Annotated in this window: 21 protein-coding genes and 1 pseudogene; 7 read left to right on the plus strand and 15 right to left on the minus strand. The window is 73.6% G+C overall.

Annotated elements, in window-relative coordinates; genetic code table 11:
• Positions 1-120: 120 nt before the first annotated feature.
• Positions 121-744 carry a TetR/AcrR family transcriptional regulator gene (locus Athai_RS21600; RefSeq protein WP_203963187.1) on the minus strand — a complete coding sequence of 208 codons (624 nt, stop codon included), beginning with the start codon at positions 742-744 and terminating at the stop codon, positions 121-123.
• A 63-nt stretch (positions 745-807) separates the two neighbouring features.
• On the opposite strand from Athai_RS21600, the gene Athai_RS21605 reads away from it, so the two are divergent.
• Positions 808-1,239 carry a VOC family protein gene (locus Athai_RS21605; protein WP_203963188.1) on the plus strand — a complete coding sequence of 144 codons (432 nt, stop codon included), beginning with the start codon at positions 808-810 and terminating at the stop codon, positions 1,237-1,239.
• The gene (locus Athai_RS21610) at positions 1,236-2,234 is read left to right on the plus strand and encodes an aldo/keto reductase (protein WP_203963189.1); all 999 of its coding nucleotides are present in this window, start codon (positions 1,236-1,238) and stop codon (positions 2,232-2,234) included. Before Athai_RS21605 ends, Athai_RS21610 begins: the two co-directional genes overlap by 4 nt.
• A gap of 51 nt (positions 2,235-2,285) precedes the next feature.
• On the opposite strand, the gene Athai_RS21615 is transcribed toward Athai_RS21610, so the two are convergent.
• From Athai_RS21615 to Athai_RS21630, 4 genes are all read right to left on the minus strand, one after another.
• Positions 2,286-4,556 (minus strand): hypothetical protein, encoded by a 2,271-nt coding sequence (locus Athai_RS21615; protein WP_203963190.1) that lies wholly within the window; start codon positions 4,554-4,556, stop codon positions 2,286-2,288.
• Positions 4,556-5,683, minus strand: coding sequence for a CU044_5270 family protein (locus tag Athai_RS21620; RefSeq protein WP_203963191.1), 1,128 nt, complete (start codon positions 5,681-5,683; stop codon positions 4,556-4,558). Before Athai_RS21620 ends, Athai_RS21615 begins: the two co-directional genes overlap by 1 nt.
• A 1-nt stretch (position 5,684) precedes the next feature.
• The gene (locus Athai_RS21625; protein WP_239157077.1) at positions 5,685-6,239 is read right to left on the minus strand and encodes an RNA polymerase sigma factor; all 555 of its coding nucleotides are present in this window, start codon (positions 6,237-6,239) and stop codon (positions 5,685-5,687) included.
• A 90-nt stretch (positions 6,240-6,329) separates the two neighbouring features.
• Positions 6,330-7,808, minus strand: a complete 1,479-nt coding sequence (locus tag Athai_RS21630) for a sensor histidine kinase (protein WP_203963193.1) — start codon at positions 7,806-7,808, stop codon at positions 6,330-6,332.
• 93 nt (positions 7,809-7,901) lie between these two features.
• Between Athai_RS21630 and Athai_RS21635 the strand changes: the two genes are divergently transcribed.
• From Athai_RS21635 to Athai_RS21645, 3 genes are all read left to right on the plus strand, one after another.
• Positions 7,902-8,732 (plus strand): DUF2785 domain-containing protein, encoded by an 831-nt coding sequence (locus Athai_RS21635; protein ID WP_203963194.1) that lies wholly within the window; start codon positions 7,902-7,904, stop codon positions 8,730-8,732.
• Positions 8,733-8,786: 54 nt separating this feature from the next.
• Entirely contained in the window at positions 8,787-9,566 is a 780-nt protein-coding gene (locus Athai_RS21640) for a dioxygenase family protein (RefSeq protein ID WP_239157078.1), read from the plus strand.
• 67 nt (positions 9,567-9,633) lie between these two features.
• Positions 9,634-10,305: a hypothetical protein gene (locus Athai_RS21645; RefSeq protein ID WP_203963195.1), complete on the plus strand. Its 672-nt coding sequence runs from the start codon at positions 9,634-9,636 to the stop codon at positions 10,303-10,305.
• Between the two features lie 45 nt (positions 10,306-10,350).
• Here Athai_RS21645 and Athai_RS21650 read toward each other — a convergent pair whose 3' ends face one another.
• From Athai_RS21650 to Athai_RS21675, 6 genes are all read right to left on the minus strand, one after another.
• Positions 10,351-11,322 (minus strand): glycine betaine ABC transporter substrate-binding protein, encoded by a 972-nt coding sequence (locus tag Athai_RS21650; RefSeq protein WP_203963196.1) that lies wholly within the window; start codon positions 11,320-11,322, stop codon positions 10,351-10,353.
• 5 nt (positions 11,323-11,327) lie between these two features.
• Entirely contained in the window at positions 11,328-12,125 is a 798-nt protein-coding gene (locus tag Athai_RS21655) for an ABC transporter permease (protein ID WP_203963197.1), read from the minus strand.
• Positions 12,122-13,348, minus strand: a complete 1,227-nt coding sequence (locus tag Athai_RS35355) for an ABC transporter ATP-binding protein (RefSeq protein WP_420829839.1) — start codon at positions 13,346-13,348, stop codon at positions 12,122-12,124. Before Athai_RS35355 ends, Athai_RS21655 begins: the two co-directional genes overlap by 4 nt.
• Positions 13,349-13,415: 67 nt before the next feature.
• Positions 13,416-14,063 carry an ABC transporter permease gene (locus tag Athai_RS21665; RefSeq protein ID WP_203963198.1) on the minus strand — a complete coding sequence of 216 codons (648 nt, stop codon included), beginning with the start codon at positions 14,061-14,063 and terminating at the stop codon, positions 13,416-13,418.
• Positions 14,064-14,533: 470 nt separating this feature from the next.
• On the minus strand, positions 14,534-15,574 hold the full coding sequence (locus Athai_RS21670; protein ID WP_203966029.1) for an SIS domain-containing protein: 1,041 nt from the start codon (positions 15,572-15,574) through the stop codon (positions 14,534-14,536).
• A gap of 285 nt (positions 15,575-15,859) precedes the next feature.
• Entirely contained in the window at positions 15,860-16,081 is a 222-nt protein-coding gene (locus Athai_RS21675; RefSeq protein ID WP_203966030.1) for a biotin/lipoyl-binding carrier protein, read from the minus strand.
• Between the two features lie 280 nt (positions 16,082-16,361).
• On the opposite strand from Athai_RS21675, the gene Athai_RS35360 reads away from it, so the two are divergent.
• Positions 16,362-16,436, plus strand: coding sequence for a 50S ribosomal protein bL37 (locus tag Athai_RS35360; protein WP_370461611.1), 75 nt, complete (start codon positions 16,362-16,364; stop codon positions 16,434-16,436).
• Positions 16,437-16,574: 138 nt separating this feature from the next.
• On the opposite strand, the gene rsrA is transcribed toward Athai_RS35360, so the two are convergent.
• The 4 genes and pseudogenes from rsrA to Athai_RS21695 all read right to left on the minus strand — a co-directional run bounded on the left by rsrA (position 16,575) and on the right by Athai_RS21695 (position 18,868).
• Positions 16,575-16,847, minus strand: coding sequence for a mycothiol system anti-sigma-R factor (gene rsrA / locus Athai_RS21680; protein ID WP_203963199.1), 273 nt, complete (start codon positions 16,845-16,847; stop codon positions 16,575-16,577).
• Between the two features lie 63 nt (positions 16,848-16,910).
• Positions 16,911-17,692: pseudogene (locus Athai_RS21685) on the minus strand (sigma-70 family RNA polymerase sigma factor).
• Positions 17,693-17,826: 134 nt separating this feature from the next.
• On the minus strand, positions 17,827-18,426 hold the full coding sequence (locus tag Athai_RS21690) for an alpha/beta hydrolase family protein (protein WP_203963200.1): 600 nt from the start codon (positions 18,424-18,426) through the stop codon (positions 17,827-17,829).
• Between the two features lie 94 nt (positions 18,427-18,520).
• Positions 18,521-18,868, minus strand: a complete 348-nt coding sequence (locus Athai_RS21695) for a WhiB family transcriptional regulator (protein WP_203963201.1) — start codon at positions 18,866-18,868, stop codon at positions 18,521-18,523.
• Positions 18,869-19,194: 326 nt separating this feature from the next.
• Here Athai_RS21695 and Athai_RS21700 point away from each other — a divergent pair, with 326 nt between their 5' ends.
• The gene (locus Athai_RS21700; RefSeq protein WP_239157080.1) at positions 19,195-20,562 is read left to right on the plus strand and encodes a 3-phosphoshikimate 1-carboxyvinyltransferase; all 1,368 of its coding nucleotides are present in this window, start codon (positions 19,195-19,197) and stop codon (positions 20,560-20,562) included.
• Positions 20,563-20,665 lie beyond the last annotated feature (103 nt).

Genomic DNA, 20,665 nt, shown 5'->3' on the forward strand with positions numbered 1-20,665 from the left:
GCTGGTAAGGGGCCACCCACATCGGCATCGATTACCTATCTTCACCGCTGCCGGATACCTAGACACACACCCAGACGCCGCCAGGCATACCTACCCGCGTACCCCGCCGGCTAGGTATACCTAGCCGCCCGGGTAGAGCGTCGAGATCCAGACGTGGTGCAGCGTGTCGACCAACACCGCACGGTCGTCGAACGGCGGCACTCCGCAGGCGGCCAGGTAGTAGAGCCGCTCACCGAGCCAGGTGAGCGAGGCGGCGACGGCGGCCACGTCGGCGCCGGCGAGCCGGCGCATCGCCTCCGGATCGGCCTCGATCCGAGCGGTCGTCGCGGCCGTGAAGGTCGCCATCTGCGCCAGCCACAGCTCCCGCAGCTGCGGGTCGGAGCCCCAACTCTCGACGATCGCGCGCAGCACGCCGGCGTTGTCGAGCCACAGCGTGGCACCGGCATCGATCCCGGCGCGCAGCGCCGCAGCCGGGTCGCCCGCCGGGGTCGGCGCCGACTCCGTCCAGGGCTGCGCCGCCTGATGGCCGGCGCCGACCGCGCGGCGCACCAGCTCGGCGAGGGCGGCCTGCTTGCCGGCGAAGTAGAAGTAGAAGCTCGCCCGCGACACCCCCGCCGCGGCGATGATCTCGGCCACGCTGAGCGATTCGAAGGTGCGCTCGCGCAGCAGGGCACGGAGCGCGTCGAGCACGCGTTCGCGGAGTTCGGGCGCGTTGGCTGCGGGTTCGTCGCGTCGGGCACTCACTCGGGAAAGTGTACCGGATCGAGCGTCTGGACATATTGACTGAACACTCTGTATGGTCGGCGCATGACACACCTAGCCCTGCATCTCGTGGTCGACGACCCACAGGCCGCGGCCGAGTGGTACTCGGCGGTCCTCGGCGCACGCCAGACCAGCCGGGTCGACCTGCCCGACGGCCGGCCGCTCACCGTGGAACTGCGCCTGGGCGACACCGTCCTGGCGGTTGCCGGCGAGATGCCCGCCGCGGGCAACCGGACACCCAGGTCGCTCGGCGGCAGCCCGACCGCGTTCCACCTGCCGGTGCCCGACGTCGACGCCGCCTGGCACCGCGCGCTCGCCGCCGGCGCGACCGAGGTCGAGCCGCCGCACGACGCGTTCTGGGGCGACCGGACGGCGCAGGTCCTCGACCCTTCCGGGCACCGCTGGGCCTTCGACCAGCACCTCCGGGACGTACCGCCGGACGAGCTCGCCGCGCACGTGGCGGCGATGTTCGCGTGAAGTACCGGACCTTCGGCCCGACCGGGCTGCGCGTGTCGGAGCTCGTCCTCGGCGCGATGACGTTCGGCGAGCAGGGCGGTGTCGGTGCGCCGCTGGCGGAGTGCCGACGCATCCTCGACGCGTACGACGAGGCAGGCGGCAACGTCGTCGACACCGCGATCAACTACCGGGGCGGTGCCAGCGAGGAGATCCTCGGCGAGTTGCTGGCCGGTCGCCGGGACCGCTTCGTGCTCGCCACCAAGTACACGGTCACCCGCGACGCCACCGATCCCAACGGCGGCGGCAACCACCGCAAGAACCTGCGCCTGTCGCTGGAGACCAGCCTGCGTCGGCTACAGACCGACCATGTCGACCTCTACTGGGTACATCTGTGGGACCGGCACACCCCGGTCGAGGAGACCATGCGTGCCCTCGACGACGCGGTGTCCGCGGGCAAGATCCTCTACGTCGGTATTTCCGACTCGCCCGCGTGGGTGGTGGCGCGCGCCAACACGCTCGCCGAGTGGCGCGGCTGGACCGGCTTCGCCGGACTGCAGGTGCCCTACAGCCTGCTGCAGCGCGACGCCGAACGCGAACTGTTGCCGATGGCCGCGGCCTTCGGGATGGCAGTGACCGCCTGGAGCCCGCTCGGCGGCGGGGTGCTCTCCGGCAAGTACACCGCGCCCGACCGGCCGGCGCAGCACCGGCTGGACCCCGACTCGATCGACCCGCACGACCTGGAGGTCGCGCGGGTGGTGCAGTCGGTGGCCGACGAGTTGGGGGCCACCCCGGCACAGGTCGCCCTGGCGTGGACCAGGGTGCGCTGGCCGGCGGTGCTGCCGATGATCGGCGCCCGCACCCGCGATCAGGTCGCCGACAACCTCGGTTGCCTCGACGTCTCGCTCGAACCGGAGCTGGTGCGGCGGTTGGACGCCGCGACCGGGTTCACGCCCGGCTTCCCCGCCGACTTCATCGACCAGACCGCACCCTGGGTCTTCGGTGCGGCCGCGGTCTGACGAACGCCGGTCCGCACGCGACGGCGCCGTCGCGTGCGGACCGGGTCCCGGCTACCGGCCCACCCGGTACGCGTCGGTGATGGTGCGGGTGAGCGTGGAGCCCGCCGCGTCGGTCGCGGTCAGCCGCACCGAGACCACGGTGCCGCTGCCGGCGGCCGGCAGCGTGACCCGGTACCGGCCGTGGCCGAGCGCGGTGACCGGAGCCGGCCGGTACCCGCCGCCGGCGATGCTGGTCGCCGCGGTCACGCCGGTCGCCGGCACCGCGGTGACGCCGGGCAGGTGCCGCACCGTGACGACGAACCTCACCGGCCCGGCCGGTACCGTGCCGTCGGCGGACACTGGCAGCGGCGCGGTCAGTGCCAGCAGCGGCAGTACGGTCGGATCGGCGCCGGCCGCGTCGCAGGTCCAGCCGGCCGGCAGCGGTGCGCCGGCGTCGGCCGCCGAGGCCACCGTGTACACGGTGTGCACCGTGCCGGCGGTGCGGAAACCGAGCGCCGAGCGATGCAGCGTCTGCTCGATCCGGTACCTGTGTGCCGCCGCCGGCACCGCCGCGGTCAGCCCGTCGCTGTCCGCCACGTCCGCCACCGGCGTGCCGTCCGCGGTCACCGTGACCCGCTCGTAGCCGGTACGGTCGCCGGCCGAGACCCAGCCGGCGTGGTCCGGGTCCGCGTCCAGCTCGCCGGCCAGCGACAGCGACAGCTGGCCGGCGGTGCGGCAGGCCACCGCGTACGGGTGCGGGAACGGTGTGCCGGCGGCGAACCCGGAGCCCAGCGCCGGCGCGAACCAGCCGACCCGGTAACGGTGCCCGGCGCGGTAGCGCTCCGGCGTCGAGTCCATCCCGTCGCCGGTGCCGGTCGCGGCGTCGACCGTGCGGTAGACGCTCGCCACCCAGCGCACGTCGGCCGGCCCGTACAGGTGGTCCACGTGCCGGGTGGCGGTGACCGGCGGGTCGATCTCCATCGCCCCGCGCAGGTCCGGGTAGACCGGCCCGCGACCGTAGGAGACGCCACCGGCGCTGCCGTCACCGGGCACCGTGTCGAGCACGGTGGCGAACTCGCCGCGGCCCGGCGCGCGGTGCAGGTCCGCCGGTACGCCGTGCAGCCACTCGGCGGTCAGGTGGTAGTCGTCGCCCGCGGCCCCGGTGCGGTGCTCGTACGCGTCGAGCTCCAGCACGCCGTGCACCGGCCGCGCCGTCGGCTGCACCAGCACCTGGTCCTCCGCGGCGTAGGAGTACGCGATGCCTGGCGGCGCCTCGTGCACCCCGTCGGTGACGGCCACGTCCATCCCGACCGACACCAGGGTGGAGTCGTCCGGAGTGGTGAAGCCGGCGGTGGCGGTGGCCCGGTTGGCGTCCAGCGTCACGGTCTGATCGTCGCCGGTCACCGCGTAGTCGGCGGCGATCGGCAGGTACTCCGCGCCGAACCCGCCGGACGCGTCGGCGGTCACCGCGTTCCCGACCATCAGGTAGTGGCCCGCCGGTACCGAGATCTTGGCGTAGTCGTCGGTACCGATCGGCAGGTACCGGCTGTACGCCCGGCTGTCGTCGGCGTCGGTGACCAGCACCGCCATCCCGAGCACGGTCTGCCCGGCCGGCGGCGTGAGCCGCACGGTCAGCGTGTGCATCGGGAAGTGCGGCCGTACCGTGGTGGCCGTCGCGGTCCCGAGCGCCATCCGGCGCAACCCCGGGACCGGGGTCCCGGCGGCGCGCGCGCCGGCCGGATCCCGGCGGATCGCGGCCCGCAGGGCGGCGCCGAACGCGGCCGGGGAGCGCAGCTCACCACGGGTGGCGGACTCCACCTGCACCCCGGGGACGGCGCGCCGGGTGCCCGTGAAGCGCAACGACACCGCCAGCGCCGCCGCGGGGCGGCCCCGGGACGCCAGCGCCGCCGCGGGGTGGCCCCGGGACGCCAGCGCCGCCACGTCGAACAGGCTCAGGTCGAGCGCCCCGCCCAGGTAGGGCCTGGCCTCCGGCGGCACCGCGTACACGTGGCCGCCGGCGGTGACCACCGACAGCGGGCTGTGGTCGCCGGGCAGCCTGCTCACCCGAGTCCGGCCGGCGCTGCGGCGCACCCGGACGCGTTCCCCGGTCGGTAGCTGGACGACCGTACCGGCGCGCCCCGCCCGGTCCGTGCCGGCCGCGGCCGTGGCAGCGGACCCGGCCGGAGCGGGCCCGGGGTGGCCGGGCGCCGCCACCGCCGGCCCGGCGCCGCTGCCGGCGGCCAGCATCGCCGCGGAGAGGGCGGCGAGCCGGATCGCCCCGGCGGCACCGGGTCGCCCGCGCCGGCCGGGCACCGACCCGGCCGGCGCCAGCGGGCGCATCATCAGAACAACTTCGGGTTGCCGGTGACGTCGACGGTGACCGACGTCGAGCGGTACACGCTGCCGACGGGCAGGTGCGCGGCGTCCCCGATGGCCTTGGCGACGGTCTCCCGCTCACCGATGAACGCGCCGGTCTTCGCGTCGAAGACGATCTCCTGCTGCAGGATGCCGTACGGGCTGAGCTTGGACACCGAGATGCCCTTGCGGCCGCCGAGCTCGGCGGTCGTCGAGTTCAGCTTGATGCCCGGGATCAGCTTCGCCGCGCGGTAGAGCGAGGCGCGCAGGTCGGCCGGCACGTACCCGCTGCCCATCACCTGCGCGATCGACAGGAACGCCAGCGTCGGCCGGTCGGCCTTGGTCAGCGCGCTCGGCCGCTGCGCCGCCTCGATCACGGCCAGCAGCTTCTTCGGGTCCCGGGGTTGCTTGGCCAGGAACGCCGGGGTGGGGAAGGCCCAGTCCGGCTCGCCGCTGCCGCCCGGCTGCGGGCCACCCGCGGGGGCCGCCTCCTGCCGGTCGCCGTGCCCGCTGGCGACCGACACCTTGGTGGTGAACCAGCTCGGAGCCTTCGCACGGACCTTCCGCTCGTCGGCCTTGCTGGCGAACCTGGTGTCCAGGCAGTCGGTCTCCCGCCACCACCAGGTGCCGTTCGAGTCGGCCGGTACCCACACCTCCTGGCGCTGCTTCGTCTGGAACGCGACGCCCTGGTCGTACTCGCCGTGCCAGGAGGTGCTCACCACGTGCCGGTACCGGCCGCGGCCGACCACCGGGTCGCCGGCCTTGGCGGTGTGGTCGGCGGCGAGGCTCAGCGCCGCCCCCGGGGTGGTCACCGCGGTACCGGTGCCGGCGGAGTGGCTGCCCGCCGCGCCCGGGGCCGGCGCGGTCGGGTGGTTCGCGGTGGCGACGACGACGCCGGCACCGACCGCCACCGCGGCGGCCCCGGCGACACCGATCGCGAGCCGCCGGGCCAGCACCGACCGCCAGGACAGCGGACGGCGCGGGCGGGCCGGCGCGGTCACCGGGTCGGCGGTGGCGATCCGGCGGGTCAGCCGGTCGCGGGCCGCGGCGAGCGCGGCCGGAGTCGGGTCGGGCAGCCCGGCACGCATCCGCCGCAGGTCGTCCATCTCGTCCATCTCAGTCTCCTCGTGAAGTGGGGGCGGCGGCACGGATGCGGGCGCGGGCCCGGTGCAGCCGGGACCGCACGGTGCCGATCGGGATGTCCAGCGCGGCGGCGACCTCGGGGTAGCTCAGCTCACCCCAGGCCACCAGCAGCAGGACCTCGCGATCGGGGTACGCCAGCGCCGCCAGCGCACCGGCCAGCCGGCCCGCGGCGACCTGCGCGTCGACCGCGTCGGCGACCCGGCCGGCGTGGTCCGCGGCGACCGGGTCGACCCCGGTCCGCGCCCACGCCTGGTACTGCCGGACCTCGTCCCGGGACCGGCGCCGCAGCAGGTTTCCGGCGATCCCGTACAGCCAGGGCCGGGCGTCCGGCCGAGTGCGGTCGTAGGCACCGCGCCGCTCGTACGCGATCAGGAAGGTCTGCGCGAGCAGGTCGTCGGCGAGGCCGGTGCCGGCCCGGCGGGCCAGGTACCGGTGCAACGCGACGGCGTGCCGGTCGAACAGCGCGGCGAAGTCGGCCGAGACCAGCTCGGCGTCGGTACGCTCCGCTGCCGGTTCCGACACCCTCACGCCGGCATCGTGTTCCAACTCGTGTCGTGACGTCACACCCACCATTGCCCGAACTCGCCGGAACGGTTCACGGCGGATCGGGCCGGCGGGTCAGCGGCGCGGCAGCGGGATGGTGAGGACCGCCTCGGTGCCGGGGCCGGGGGTGCGCGGGCGCAGCTCGATGGTGCCGCGCAGCTCGCCGGTGACCAGGGTACGGACGATCTGCAGGCCGAGCCGGTCGCTGCCGTCCAGCACGAACCCGGCGGGCAGCCCGGCGCCGGCGTCGCAGACGGTCACGTCGACCTGCCGGCGCCGGCGCCGCGCGGACACCACCACCTCGCCGGACCCGCCGGCCGGGTAGGCGTGCTCGGCGGCGTTCTGCAGCAGTTCGTTGAGCACCATCACCAGCGGCGTGGCCACCTCGGCCGGCAGCACCCCGAAGGTGCCCTCGCGGCGGAACACCACCTTGGACTCGGCGGCGGCGACCTCGCCGGCCATCGACGCGACCCGGTCGACGATGGTGTCGAACTCGACCGCCTCGTCGGAGGTGAACGACAGCGTCTCGTGCACCAGCGCGATCGAGGCGACCCGGCGTACCGACTCCTCCAGCGCGGCGCGGGCCTGCGGCACCGACCGCCGGGCCTGCAACCGCAGCAGCGCGGCGACGGTCTGCAGGTTGTTCTTCACCCGGTGGTGGATCTCGCGGATGGTGGCGTCCTTGGTCAGCAACGCCCGGTCCCGCCGGCGCACCTCGGTGACGTCGCGGACCAGCACCAGCGCGCCGGCCGGGCGACCCTCCGGCAGCAGCGGCAACGCCCGCATCAGCACGCTCGCGCCCCGCGCGTCGATCTCCTTGCGGGCCGGCCCCTGCCCGTCGAGCGCGGCCAGGATGCGTTCGGTGGCCTCGCTGCCCTCCAGCGGGTCATCGGCGAGCCGGCCGGTCAGCGCCGCGAGGTCCTCGCCGATCAGGTCGCCGGGCAGCCCCATCCGGCGGTACGCGGACTGCGCGTTCGGGCTGGCGTAGACCGCCTTGCCCTGCTCGTCGAGCCGGACCAGCCCGTCCCCGATGCGCGGCGCCGAGGTGGTCTCGCCCGGATGGTGGGTGGGCGGGAACGTGCCCTGGGTCAGCATCAGCGCCAGGTCGTCGGCCAGCCCGAGGTAGTTGAGTTCCAGCTTGCCGGGGGTACGGGCGTCGGACAGGTTGGTGTCGCGCCCGACCACCGCGATGATCTCGTCCGAGCCGAGCCGGCGGACCGGGATCGCCTCGTGCCGGGCGGGCGTGTCCCCGTACCAGACCGGGTCGCCCTCGCGCCAGATCCGCCGCTCGTCCCGGGCGATGCCCAGGTGCGCGAAGTCGGGCGCACCGGCCTCCCGCCCCACCTGGTCGTCCTGGTACGCGGTGGGCGCGGTCGTCGGCCGCACCTGCGCCACGCAGCGGAACCTGCCGTGCGCGGTCGGTACCCACAGCAGCAGGTCGGCGAAGGACAGATCGGACAGCAGCTGCCAGTCACCGGCCAGCCGGTGCAGGTGCTCGATGTCCGCCGGTCCGAGGTCGGTGTACTCCTCGACCAGGTCTCGCAGTGTCGACACCCGACCAGGGTAGGGCCTGCGGGCGCCGGCGAGCCGGCACCGGCGCCCGGTCGCCGGCCGAGCGGTCGCCACGCGTCCCGTAGGGTCGCGGACATGATCGATTGGGCTGCCGTGGTGACGGCCGACTTCCCGGTACCGGACGATCTCGACGGCGCCGTCGCCGAGCTGCTGGACCTGCTCACCTCCCCCGATCCGGAGGTGCGCGACGGCCAGGCGTACCCGGTGCTGGCCCGCTGGATCGAACGGGGCGTGCTGGACGACCGGCTGGCGGAGATCGGCGACGCGATGCTCGGCCGCTTCGGCCATCCCGAGGTGCAGGCGCGCACGTTCGCACCGCTGATCCTGGCCTGCGCGGTGCGCCGGGACACCGCGGCCGACCTGCTCGACGCGCCGCGACTCGCGAGTTGGCGGTCGGCGTTCGGCACCTGGTGGCAGGCCGAGGCCGACATCCGTGGCTGGGACGACGAGCTGGGCTGGCTGCACGCGGTGGCGCACGGCGCGGACCTGGTCGGCGAGCTGGCGTCGTCGCCGCGGCTGGCGGCGCCGGACCTGACCGGCCTGCTCACCCTCACCGCGGAGCGCACCGTGGCACCGACCGGCTACCGGTACGCGCAGCAGGAGGAGGACCGGCTGGCCCTCGCACTGGCGGCGGCGCTGGCCCGGCCGGAGCTGTCGGAGGCGCAGGCGACCAGCTGGCTGGCGCCGGTCGACCGGTTGTTCGCGACCGGGGAGCCGGGCCCGGTCCCGGTCACCGCGGCGAACACGTTCGCGGTGCTGCGTGCCACCTACCTGATGGTCGACCGCAGGGCGGTGCCGCACCGCGGCGCCGTCACCGACGCGATCGCGAGCCGGATGCACGAGGTCTTTCCGCCCTACCCGGCCGTGCGGGAGCCGCACGATCCGGGTCCGGCCGCCGGCCGGTAGGGCCGAACCCGGCCACCCGGGAATAGTTGCGAGATCAACGACTTTGTTCCGGGTATGAGCGAACGCATGCCCGTGCTGTACCTGGGGCACGGCGCCCCGCCGCTGGCCGACGACCCGACCTGGACCGGCCAGCTCGCCGGCTGGGCCGCCGGGCTGCCCCGGCCGACCGCGATCCTGATGGTCTCGGCGCACTGGGAGCAGGCGCCGCTGACCCTCGGCGCCACCAGCACGGTGCCGCTGACCTACGACTTCTGGGGCTTCCCGGAGCGTTACTACCAGGTGCGCTACCCGGCGCCGGGCGCGCCGCAGCTGGCCGCGACGGTACGCCGGCTGGTGGGTGCGGCGTACCCGACCCGGGACGAGCCGGACCGCGGCCTGGACCACGGTGCCTACGTACCGCTGGTCGAGATGTACCCGAACGCCGACGTGCCGGTGCTGCAGATCTCGATGCCGACGCTGGAGCCGCGGCGGCTGTTCGAGGTGGGCCGGCTGCTCGCGCCGCTGCGCGACGAGGGCGTGCTGATCGTCGGCTCCGGGTTCCTCACCCACAACCTGTCCTGCGTGGACTTCGGCGCCGGGGCCGACGCGCCGCCCGCGTCGTTCATGACCGAGTTCGACGACTGGGCGGCCCGCGCGCTGGCGGCCGGCGACGTCGACGGCCTGCTCGACTTCGCGCACCAGGCGCCGGCACCGCAGCTCGCTCACCCGCGCAGCGAGCACTTCGCACCGCTGTTCGTCTCGCTCGGCGCCGCCGAGGACACCGTCGCCGAGCACCGCACCCCGGTCGACGGTTTCTGGTACGGCCTGTCGAAGCGCTCCGTGCAGTTCGACTGACGCCGGGCTTGCCCGGTCTCCGTACGCTCGGCGGGTGCCCGTCGCCGCCCAGTCCACGCTAGACCCGATGCTGCTCCTCAGCATGCTGTCGGGCCTGGTGCCGATCGCCGCGCTGGTCGTCGGCGTCGTCCTGTTGCGCCGGTGGGGACGACGGCGGCTGCTCCAGCGCGTCACGCAGCGCGCCGGACAGCTGGCCCCGTGGGCCCGCTCCCGCGGCTTCACCCTGGAACGGGGCCCGCGGCCGGACATACCACGCTGGTTCCCGGGCGTGCCCTACCTCGGCGACCCGCTCGCCGCCGTCTCCAACCGGGTGGCGTGGCTGCTGGTCTCCGGGCGGGTGCACGGCCAGCCGGTGCACCTGTTCGAACTGCGTTGCCGGATCTGGCACGGCACCAAGGCCCGACCGTACGTGCACGCGGTCGCGGCGCTGACGCTCACCCGGGCGATACCGACACTGGTGATCAAGCCCCGCTGGCTGCCGAACGTGCTCGGACCCGAGACACCGCTGCCGCAACGGTTCTTCGCCGCGTTCGAGGTGCAGGTGACCGACCCGGCGTTTCGCGCCCGGGTGCTCACCCCGGGCCTGATGAACTGGTTCCTCACGGCGCTGCACGCCGGCCAGGAGCCGTGGCTGCGATGCGAGTCGACCAGGCTGCTGTGCTGCGGCCTGGGCACCCTGCGGCCCGACCGAGCCGAAACGATGCTGGCCATGCTGCGCGGCGTGCACCGCAGTCTCTGAGCCGGCCGCAGCCGGGGCGCGGGTGGGCCCGCACCCCGGCTCCGGCTACTGGATGAACCCCTCGGAACGCAGCCAGTCCCGGGCGACCAGCACCGGTTCCTGGCCGTCCACGTCGACCTTGGCGTTGAGCCGGCGCATCACCGGCGTCGACAGCTTCGCCGCGATGGCCTTCTCGATCGGCAGGATCTGCGGGTACTTCTGGTACACCGAGTGCCGGATCGTCAGCGCCGGGTTGTACAGCGGTTCGGCGTGCCGGTCGTCGGCGAGTGTCGTCAGGTTCAGTGCCGGAATCCGGCCGTCGGTGTCGAACACCTCACCGAACAGGCACCCGCCGCGCGCCGTCTCGGTGTACACCACGCCGGTGTCGAGCTTCTTCACCTGCGAGTTGGGCGGCTTCGGCAGGCCGTACTTCTTCAGCAGCGGGAAGAACCCGTCCGAGCGCGAGTAGAACTCGCTCTCCACGCACCAGGTGCGCTTGTTCGCCGGCACCTTCGTCTTGATGTCCGACAGCTTCTTCAGGCCGTACTTCTTCGCGGACGCGGCGGTCACCGCGATGGCGTACGTGTTGTTGAAGTGCGCCCACGGCAACCAGTCCACGCCGTTGTCCGCGAGGTCCTTCTTCTTGACCGCCTCGTACTGCTTCTCCGAGTCGGGGATCGCGTGTTCCTGCTTCATGTAGGTGATCCAGGCGGTCCCGGTGTACTCCCACTGCATGTCCACGCCGCCCTTGAGCAGCAGGTTGCGCGCGTTGGTGCTGCCCTGCACGTTGGTCTTGTCGGTGACGTCGGCACCGGCCGCCTTGAGCGCCAGCACGGTGATCTTGCCGAGCAGGATCTGCTCGGTGAAGTCCTTCGAGGTCACCGACAGCTTCGCACCCTTGAGCGAGTCGGCCTTGATGCTCTTGCCGGTCACGTTCGGCGCGAACTGGGACGCCGGCCGCAGGCCACAGCCGGTGGTCACCAGCGCGACACCGGCCAGCACCGCGGCCAGGATGCCGATCCTCGTACGACTACGCATCGGCATCATCCCCTGATTCCACGCGGCGACAGGAACCGCTCGGCGAGTCCGGCCAGCCAGTCGACCAGCAGCGCCAGACAGGCCACCAGCACGCTTCCGGTCACGAGTACGTTGTAGCGCTGCAGCTTGACGCCGGTACTGATCATGTCGCCGAGGCCGCCCGCACCGATGAACGACGACAGTGCGGCCACCCCGACCAGCAACACCAGCGTGGTGCGGATGCCGGCCAGGATCACCGGTACCGCGAGCGGCAGCTCGATGCGGAACAGCACCATCATCGAGGACATGCCGATCCCCCGGCCGGCCTCCTTGAGCGCCGGGTCGACCTGCTGCAGCCCGACCATCGTGTTGCGCAGCGACGGCAGCACCGCGTAGACGATCAGCGCGATCACCGCGACCAGGAACCCGGTCTGCCACAGCACCGCCAGCAGGACCACGATGCCGATCGCGGGTGCCCCCTGACCGATGTTCGCCAGCGCCAGCACGACCGGGGTCGCGATCCGGGCGCCCCGGCGGGTCAGCAGGATCCCCAGCGGGATCGCCAGCAGCAGCACGAAGAAGCCGGCCACCACGGTCAGCTTGGCGTGCTGCCAGGTCGCGCTCGCCATGTACGAGAACTGCAGGGTGGCGCGCGCGTTCGCGTCCGGGTGGGTGGAGGCGACGTACGCCCAGTCGAGCAGCAACACCACCACGATCAGCACCGGCGTGCCGATCAGGTACCAGTTGCGGCGCGGCTTGGCCTTGACGGTGGCGCCGGTGGCCAGCTCGGTCGCCGCCACCTTCGTTTCTCCGGGGGCCGTCATGCACCGCCCTCCTTCGACGCGGGCGCGGTCGCCACCGTCTCGGCCAGGGCCGTGGTGGCACCGTCCTTCGACGCCGCCGCCGTCTCCCTGGCCTGCTCGCGCAGCTGCTGGATCGCGCCCTGCACCGTGTTCAGCGAGACCAACCCGATGTACCGGCGGCGCCGGGTCACCGGGACGAAGTCGGTGTCGGAGCCCAGCAGCGCCTCCAGCCCGGCCTGCAGGTCGGCGCGGCCGGAGATGGTGGTGGTGATCGGGGTGCCGTAGTCGGACACCGGGCCCTGCTTGCCGGCCAGGTCCTCCACCGTCGCCCACTGCACCGGCCGCGAGTTGGCGTCCAGTACCACCGCCCACGGTTCGTCCGCCTCGGACAGCCGGGTGTGGACGGTGCCGGCGTCGTCGCCGACCTGCGCGGTGACCCCGGCGCCGAGTTCGACGTCGGCGATGCGGGTGACGTGCAGCAGCTTCATCGCCCCGCCGGTACCGATGAAGCCGCGGACGAAGTCGTTCGCCGGCCGGGCCAGGATCTCCGCCGGCTCGGCGTACTGCACGATCTGCGAACCCTCGGCGAGCACCGCGATCCGGTCGCCGAGCTTCACCGCCTCGTCGAAGTCGTGCGTGACGAACACGATCGTCTTGTGCAGCTCGTCCTGCAGGTGCAGCAGCTCGTCCTGCAGCCGGCCGCGGGTGATCGGGTCCACCGCGCCGAACGGCTCGTCCATCAGCAACACCGGCGGGTCCGCGGCGAGCGCCCGGGCCACCCCGACACGCTGCTGCTGGCCGCCGGACAGCTGTCGCGGGTACCGGTCGCGGAACTGCGTCGGCTCCAGGCCGACCAGCTCCAGCATCTCGTCGACCCGTTCGGCGATGCGGGGCTTCGCCCACTTGAGCATCTTGGGTACCAGCGCCACGTTCTCGGCGATGGTCATGTGCGGGAACAGCCCGCCCTGCTGGATGACGTACCCGACGTGTCGCCGCAGCTGGTCCGCCGGCTGCTTGCGGGCGTCCTCGCCGCCGATCAGGATCTCCCCGGAGGTCGGTTCGATCAGCCGGTTGATCAGCTTCATCGTGGTGGTCTTGCCGCACCCGGACGGGCCGACCAGGGCGACGATCTCACCGGCCGGGATCGTCATGGTCACGTCCTGCACCGCCGCGCGGGACTGCCCCGGGTACTTCTTCGTCAGGTTGCGCAGCTGGATCTCGACGCCGTGCGTCGCGTTGTGCAGCCCGGTGTCCTCCGCGCCGGTACCGGCCGGTGCGGCGGCATCGTTCGTGGTACCGGTCGTGATGTCGTCAGCCACGGATGCCCCTCGATGTGGTGAACCGTCCGATGAGGACGAAGAAGCCGTCGAAGATGAGCGCCAGGATGATGATCCCGACGGTGCCGGCGAGCGCCGAGTTGACCGCGTTGGCCCCACCGAGGCGGGCCAGGCCGGAGAAGATCTGGTCGCCCAGGCCCGGACCGGACACGTACGCCGCGATCGCGGCGACACCCATGACCAGCTGGGCGGAGACCCGGATTCCGGTCAGGATCACCGGCCAGGCGAGCGGCAGCTCGACCTTGAACAGCACCCGCAGCCGGCTCATCCCCATGCCCCGCGCGGCATCCACCAGCGCAGGGTCCACATTGGACATGCCGACCACCGCGTTGCGCACGATCGGCAGCAGCGAGTACAGCACCAGTGCGATCACCGAGGGCGTCACACCCAGCCCGAAAACCGGGATGAGCAGGCCGAACAGCGCGAACGACGGGATCGTGAACAGCACCGAGGCGATGCCGGTGGCGACCGCCGAGGCCGTCTTGCTCCGGTACGTGATGATCGCGATGATCAGGCCGATCGCGGTCGCCAGCACCAGGCACTGCAACACCATGCTGGCGTGCTGGTAGGTCTCGAACCACAGCAGTTCGTGCCGGTTGCGCACGTACTCCCAGAAGCTCAAGCGGTCACCGTCCTCTCCCGACGGCCGCGGCCCGCCGGACGGACCGCGGGGATCCGATGCGCGGCGCCACGGCGTCCACCGTGCGCGGCTCCGTTGCCGACGGGCCGGTCGCTTCGTCCGGCCCGGTCGCCCGCGCCCGGACCGCACCGTGGGGGTGCGGTTCGCGCTGCTGGCCGCGCCCGACGCGGCCCGGCCCAGGCTGGGCCGGTGCGGGGCGCGGCGTTCCGGCGCCGACGCCAGGGACCTTAACGGACGGCATACCGGGCATTTTTCCTATTTAACGCACTACCGCCCGGCTTCGGGCCAGGATTCGTCCCGTCACGGGGAATTCGTTACCCCTGTGTGACTTGGTTCACGGATCGGAAATCTTTCCGTCTTACCCCCACCCGCCCGAAGCCAAACCGGCACCGACGACGAGGGCCCGGGTCGGCGGTACCGACCCGGGCCCTCGCCCGCCCGCGAGCGGGAGCTCAGAGCGTCTCGGTGACCTTCTTCAGGCCGCGCGGCGCATCCGGGTCCTCGCCACGCGCCAGCGCCAGCGCCAGCGCCAACCGCTGCATCGGCACGATGTCCAGCAGCGGGGAGAACCGCTCGTCGATGGCGGGCGTCCCGATCCGGACCGCGTGCGCCGGCAGCTCCGCGCCGCCACCGCTGCCGACCACCAGCACGTCGGCGCGCCGCTCCGCGAGCCGGCCGAGCACCTCGGACATCGACTTGCCACCGGGGCCGTCACCGACCATCGCGAGCACCGGGACGTCCGGGTCGGCCATCGCCAGCGGGCCGTGCAGCAGGTCGGCGCCGGAGAACGCGAGCGCGGACAGGTAGCTCGTCTCCATCAGCTTCAGCGCGGTCTCCCGCGCCGTCGGGTACGCGTAGCCGCGGCCGGTGGTCACCAACCGGTCGGCGAACCGGTACCGCGCGGCGAGCTGGGTCGGCGTCGGGTCGTCGATCAGCGTCCGGGTCAGCTCCGGCAGCCGGTCCAGCTCGGCCCGGTCGGCCGCGTCCAACTGGCCGGACCCGGTGCGCATGCCCTCGACGAGCAGCAGCAGCGCGAGCAGCTCGGCGGTGTAGGTCTTGGTGGCGGCGACGGCGCGCTCCTTGCCGGCGAGCACGTCGATGTGCAGCTGCGCCACGTCGGCCAGCGGCGAGCTGCCGTTGTTGGTGACCGCGAGGGTGTGCGCGCCCGCGTCGCGCGCCACCCGGACCACCTCGGTCAGGTCCGGTGAACCGCCGCTCTGACTGACGCCGACCACGAGCGCGTCGCGCAGGTCGGGGCGCGCCCCGTACACGGTGATCGAGGACGGGGAGGCCAGCCCGGCCGGGATGCCGAGCCGGATCTCGGTCAGGTACGCGGCGAACAGCGCGGCATGGTCGCTGGTGCCGCGCGCGGTGAACAGCACGAACCGGGGCGACAGCTCGGCCACCTGGCGCGCCACCGCCGCGATCGGGGCCAGCCCCTCGCTGAGCAACCGCTCGTACCCGGCCGCCTGCTCGGCGATGTCGGCAGCCATGCCGGCGCCGGCCTCCTGCGCGGTGTGCTCCACCATGTTCGCTCCTTCCGTGCCCGGTCTCCCGGTGCCGGGTCCTTCCCGCAGCACGCAGTTCCTGCCCCGAATTCTGCACGAGGCCGCTCGAAGTTGCCAACTATCGCGCTCGATCGTGCAGTGATCCTTCACCCTGTGCGCGCAGCGGCGACGCGCATTCGGCCATCGAGCGCGCACCGCGACGCGCACGCCGGGCCCGGACACGACGATGGGCCCCGCACCAGGCGGGGCCCATCGCGAACGTGCCGTGCGCTACTCGACGATGGCGATCAGGTCGCCCTCCTGCACCACGTCGCCCTCGTTGACGTGCATGCTCGCCACCGTCCCGGCCGACTCGGCAAGCACCGGAATCTCCATCTTCATCGACTCCAGGATCACCAGCGTGTCGCCGTCGTCCACCGCGTCGCCGGCGGCGGCGACCACCTTCCACACGTTCGCCACCATCTCGGCGCGGATCTCGTCGGCCATCGCCAGAACCTCCCGGTTGAACGCCCTTGTCCGACCCGCGGCGCGCGCGAGGTGCCCGCCCGCGGCGGTGCGCCTGCCGTGCTGCCCGCCCGCGGCGGTCCCTGCCGTATCAAACCACGAGGACGGGGCACCGGCAGCACCCGGCGACCCGGCACACCCGCGCCGTACGGACCCGGAGGCGGCGAGCCCGCGCGGTCCGCCACCCGGCACGGCGGTACGGGCATCGGCGCCGGTAGCCTTACACGCCGTACCGGTACGACGGCCGGCTCGCCGGCGAGGAGGAGACATGGCCAAGAAGGCCCGCAAGAAGAAGGCCCGCAAGAAGAGCGCCGCCAACCACGGCAAGCGCCCCAACTCCTGATCGGTCCGGCCCGGCGCAGCCGCGTCGGACCGGTCGAACGGCTGCGGCGACCCGGCGGGATCGACCCGCCGGTCCGGCAGCGATACCGTGCCGGCCGCCGGCCCAGGCGGCCGCCCGGTCCGGCAGCCGGGGCGCCGGTCAGCTGGCCGCGTCGGGCTCGACGACCAGCTCGCGCAGCCGGGTGATCAGCCGGGCCTTCAGCTCCACCGGGGCGTGCTCGCCGCCGCAGCAGCGCGCCACCAGCACCTTGACCTCCTGCTCGATGCCGTACTCCCGCAGGCAGGGCGAGCACTCGTCCAGATGCTCCCGGATCACCTCGCGGCGGTCGTCGGTGCACTCCAGGTCGAGGTAGAGATAGACCTCGTTGAGCACGTCTCGGCAGTCGGTCTCGTGCGGATCTCCGCAGCTCACGAGCGCACCTCACTTCGCACGGTCGTCACGCTGCCCGCACCCCTCGTCGTCGCCTGCACGACGTCACACCTCCTGGCCGGCCGGCGCCGAGCTCGCCCGCGAGATGCCCCGGTCGTGCGCGTACGTCTCCAGCATCTGCCGCAGGTTGCGCCGACCGCGGTGCAGCCGGGACATCACCGTGCCGATCGGCGTGTCCATGATCTCCGCGATCTCCTTGTACGAGAAGCCCTCGACGTCGGCAAGGTAGACGGCCAGCCGGAACTCCTCCGGCAACTGCTGCAGCGCGTCCTTGACGTCGGAATCCGGCAGCCGGTCCAGCGCCTCGGTCTCCGCCGAGCGCAGACCGCTGGACGAGTGCGAACCCGCCTCGGCCAGCTGCCAGTCGGTGATCTCCTCCGTCGGCGCCTGCACGGGCTGCCGCTGCCGGCGCCGGTAGGAGTTGATGTACGTGTTCGTGAGGATGCGGTACAGCCAGGCCTTCAGGTTCGTACCCTGCTGGAACTGGTGGAAGGCCGCATACGCCTTCAGGTAGGTCTCCTGCACCAGGTCCTCGGCGTCCGCCGGGTTGCGGGTCATCCGCAGGGCAGCCGCGTACAACTGGTCCACGAACGGCATCGCGTCGGTTTCGAACCGGGCCCGCCGACGCTCCGGCGTCTCGGTAGGCGTCACGTGATCGTCCCCCTCGACCGCACCTCGGCCGAGGATACGCCGGCGGCACCCACGCCGGAGCCGGTGACACCCGGGGTGTCGCCCGACACGCCCGGAGTCCACTCGGGCGCCGTCAGCAGGCTGCGCAGCCGGGCCGAATCACCCGTCCTGGCGCTACGAGCCGTCACCACCACAATCGCTCCCTCCGTCCCCGGGCGACCCCCGGGGCGCGTCAACTCGTGACAACGCACGCGGTGGTGGCGGCATTCCAGCAGGGCCCGGCTCGGCCGTGGTGCGCCGGCTCACCCCGACCTCGACGGCGTGTCGGGTGTCAGCGGGCCCAGCCGCGTTCGACGAACCAGTCCCGCACCACGTCGGCGACCCCGGCCGGGTCGACGCTCAGGCCGTGCCGCTCCCCCGGCCGCACCACCACCCGCACGGCGCCGGACGGCGGCGGTACGCCGAAGGGGTCACGGTCGCCGTTGACCACCAGCGTCGGCAGCCCGGTGGCCAGCTCGGGCAGCCGGGACTTCTCCGGCCGGCCCGGCGGGTGCAGCGGGAAGGCCAGCGCGAGCACCCCGGCGGCGTCCAGCGCCCGGGCGGTACGGCAGGCGACCCGGGCACCGGAGGACCGGCCGCCGACGATCAGCGGTACCGCCGGGAACTCGGCCCGCACCGCGGTGACCGCCTCCAGGAACGCCTCGTCCAGGTGACCGGCCGGCGCCGGGGCGCGACGACCCGCCACCCGGTACGGCTGGGTGAACCGGGCGAGCGCCACCCGGCGCGGCACCAGCGCGTCGCGCACCGCGACCAGGTCGACGGCGTCCACCCCACCGCCGGCGCCGTGGCCGAGCACCAGCAGGCTGCGCGGCGCCCGCGGCCGGTCCAGGTCGATCCGGGCCGCACCACGCGAGGTCTGCAGCGCGGTCACGGCGTCACCGCCGAGGTGCGCGGCACCGGTCGCCAGGCCACCGCCGAGGTGCGCGGCACGGTCACCGCGCCGCGGGGTGCGCCGGACGGCGCTGCTACGGCACCGCGGGTGCCGGTTCCGGGGTGGTGTTCTCCGACCGCCATGCCACCAGCATGGCGCGTCGCTCCCGGGGTGTGGTGCCACCCCAGACTCCGTTGCAGTCACCCTGGTCGAGGGCCCAGGCGAGGCAGGCTCCCTGCACGTCGCAGGAGCGACACAGGGCCAGCGCCACGTCGGCGGGTTCACTCGGCGCCGGGAAGAACGTCTCCGGGTCGACCGTCTGGCAGCGCCCCTGGGCACGCCAGGCGAGATCTCCCAACCGGTCGCGCCGAGCCCTGAGCAACCGAGGGTCCCGGCATGCCGCCGCGACCTCGTGCGGGCGGGGCATCCGCGCCCGGGTCATGAGCCACCTCCGAGCTGGGTGGGGCAGTGGTGGGTGGTGCGGCGTGGAGGCCGCGGGGCTGTGTTTTACCCCACCACGCAGACCACACGCAAGGGTTGTCGGCGCGCCCACCGTCACCGTTCGCCACCAAACCGACCAATCGCCCGTGATTTCCCTGGTCGTCGCGGTAACCGTGGCAACCTCGCCCGATGCCGCCGGCCGAGCAGCGACCGGGCCCACCCGGGGCGCGTATCGTCCACAATCGATGCCCGTACCGCTCGGCGGCCACACCCTCGCCCGCCGCGGGTGCGGTCACAAACCTGCCCCGACCCGGGCAGACTGGGATGATGAGCGCGAGCGGGGGTCCGGCAATGCCGGCAGCGGACAAACCGGGCAGGCGACTCCTCGGCGGCCGGCCGCCCCGCCGGCCCGGGATCGACGAGCCGACCACACCGGTGCCCTGGTCGACGCCGACCGCCACCCAGCCGGTGCACGCCACGGTGCCGGTGCCGGGCTCGAAGTCGATGACCGCCCGCGCGCTGCTGCTCGCCGCGATCTCGATGGGGCCCAGCACCCTGCAGTTCCCGTCCGAGTCGCGGGACTCGATGGTGCTGGCCCGCGGGCTGCGCGCGATGGGCTGCCACGTGTCCAGCGTCGACGACGAGCAGTGGCTGCTGCGGCCCCGGCCGCTCGCCGGACCGGTCCGGGTGGACACCGAACTGTCCGGGGCCGCGACCCGGTTCCTGCCGCCGCTGGCCGGGCTCGCCACCGGACCGGTCTCGTTCGACGGCCACCCGATCCTGCGCCGGGCCCGGCTGGAACCGCAGCTGGCCGCGATGGCGAAGCTCGGCATCCGGGTGGACAGCGCGACCGGCGGGCTGCCGCTGACGGTGCACGGCGTCGGCCACGTGCCGGGCGGCGCGGTCAGCCTCGACTCCTCGGCGTCCAGCCAGATGGTGTCCGGCCTGCTGCTGGTGGGCGCCGACTTCGACGACGGGCTGCGGGTGCGGCACGAGGGGCCGCCGCTGACCGGTACGCCGCACGTGGAGCTGACGGTGACGATGCTGCGGGCGGCCGGCGCCGCGATCGACGCCTCGGTACCGGACAGCTGGGAACTGTGGCCGGGCCGGCTGACCGGCCGGGCCTGGACGATCGAGCCGGACCTGGTCGCGGCGGCGCCGTTTCTCGCCGCGGCGGTGGTCACCGGCGGTACGGTCCGGATCCCGCGGTGGCCGGCCCGCGCCGCGCAGCCGGCCGCCGCGCTGCACGCGGCGCTCGGCGGCTTCGGCGCCCGCTGTACGCACACCACCGCGGGGTTGCTCGTGTCGGGCTGCGACAAGCCGCACGGGGCGGAGCTCGACGTGACCCGGCTCGGCGAGCTGGTGCCGGTGCTCGCCGCCGTCGCCGCGCTCGCCACCGCCCCGTCCCACCTGCGCGGGGTGCGCCGGTTGGCGGGCGAACCCGACCTGGTCAGCGGGGTGTGCGCGGGGTTGGCGGCGCTCGGCGGCGCGGTCGACGAGACGCCGGACGGGCTGCGGATCACGCCCCGGCCGCTGCACGGCGGCGTCTTCGACACCCGGGGCGACCACCGGCTCGCCTACGCCGGCGCGGTGCTGGGCCTCGCGGTGCCCGGCGTGCAGCTGTCCGACGTCGGTACGACCGCGAAGAGCCTGCCGGGCTTCCCCTCCCGCTGGCACCGGATGCTCGCCGGTTGACCGCGGCCAGGGCGGGTGCGCCGCGTCCGGCGGTGCCGGCCGGCGACCGCCGGATAGGGTTCGGGCAGCAGGGGTCGGTCTCGACGCCACCGGGCATCGGACG

It is taken from the genome of Actinocatenispora thailandica, from assembly GCF_016865425.1.
In the GTDB taxonomy this organism is placed as follows: Bacteria; Actinomycetota; Actinomycetes; order Mycobacteriales; family Micromonosporaceae; genus Actinocatenispora; species Actinocatenispora thailandica.

Coding starts and splice junctions, on each gene's coding strand:
- Athai_RS21655 (WP_203963197.1), bottom strand. CDS start 12,125: ATGACGGCCCCCGGAGAAACGAAGGTGGCGGCGACCGAGCTGGCCACC.
- Athai_RS21645 (WP_203963195.1), top strand. CDS start 9,634: ATGCTGCTCCTCAGCATGCTGTCGGGCCTGGTGCCGATCGCCGCGCTG.
- Athai_RS21700 (WP_239157080.1), top strand. CDS start 19,195: ATGAGCGCGAGCGGGGGTCCGGCAATGCCGGCAGCGGACAAACCGGGC.
- Athai_RS21635 (WP_203963194.1), top strand. CDS start 7,902: ATGATCGATTGGGCTGCCGTGGTGACGGCCGACTTCCCGGTACCGGAC.
- Athai_RS21605 (WP_203963188.1), top strand. CDS start 808: ATGACACACCTAGCCCTGCATCTCGTGGTCGACGACCCACAGGCCGCG.
- Athai_RS21650 (WP_203963196.1), bottom strand. CDS start 11,322: ATGCGTAGTCGTACGAGGATCGGCATCCTGGCCGCGGTGCTGGCCGGT.
- Athai_RS21640 (WP_239157078.1), top strand. CDS start 8,787: ATGAGCGAACGCATGCCCGTGCTGTACCTGGGGCACGGCGCCCCGCCG.
- Athai_RS21695 (WP_203963201.1), bottom strand. CDS start 18,868: ATGACCCGGGCGCGGATGCCCCGCCCGCACGAGGTCGCGGCGGCATGC.
- Athai_RS21615 (WP_203963190.1), bottom strand. CDS start 4,556: ATGATGCGCCCGCTGGCGCCGGCCGGGTCGGTGCCCGGCCGGCGCGGG.
- Athai_RS21620 (WP_203963191.1), bottom strand. CDS start 5,683: ATGGACGAGATGGACGACCTGCGGCGGATGCGTGCCGGGCTGCCCGAC.
- Athai_RS21670 (WP_203966029.1), bottom strand. CDS start 15,574: ATGGCTGCCGACATCGCCGAGCAGGCGGCCGGGTACGAGCGGTTGCTC.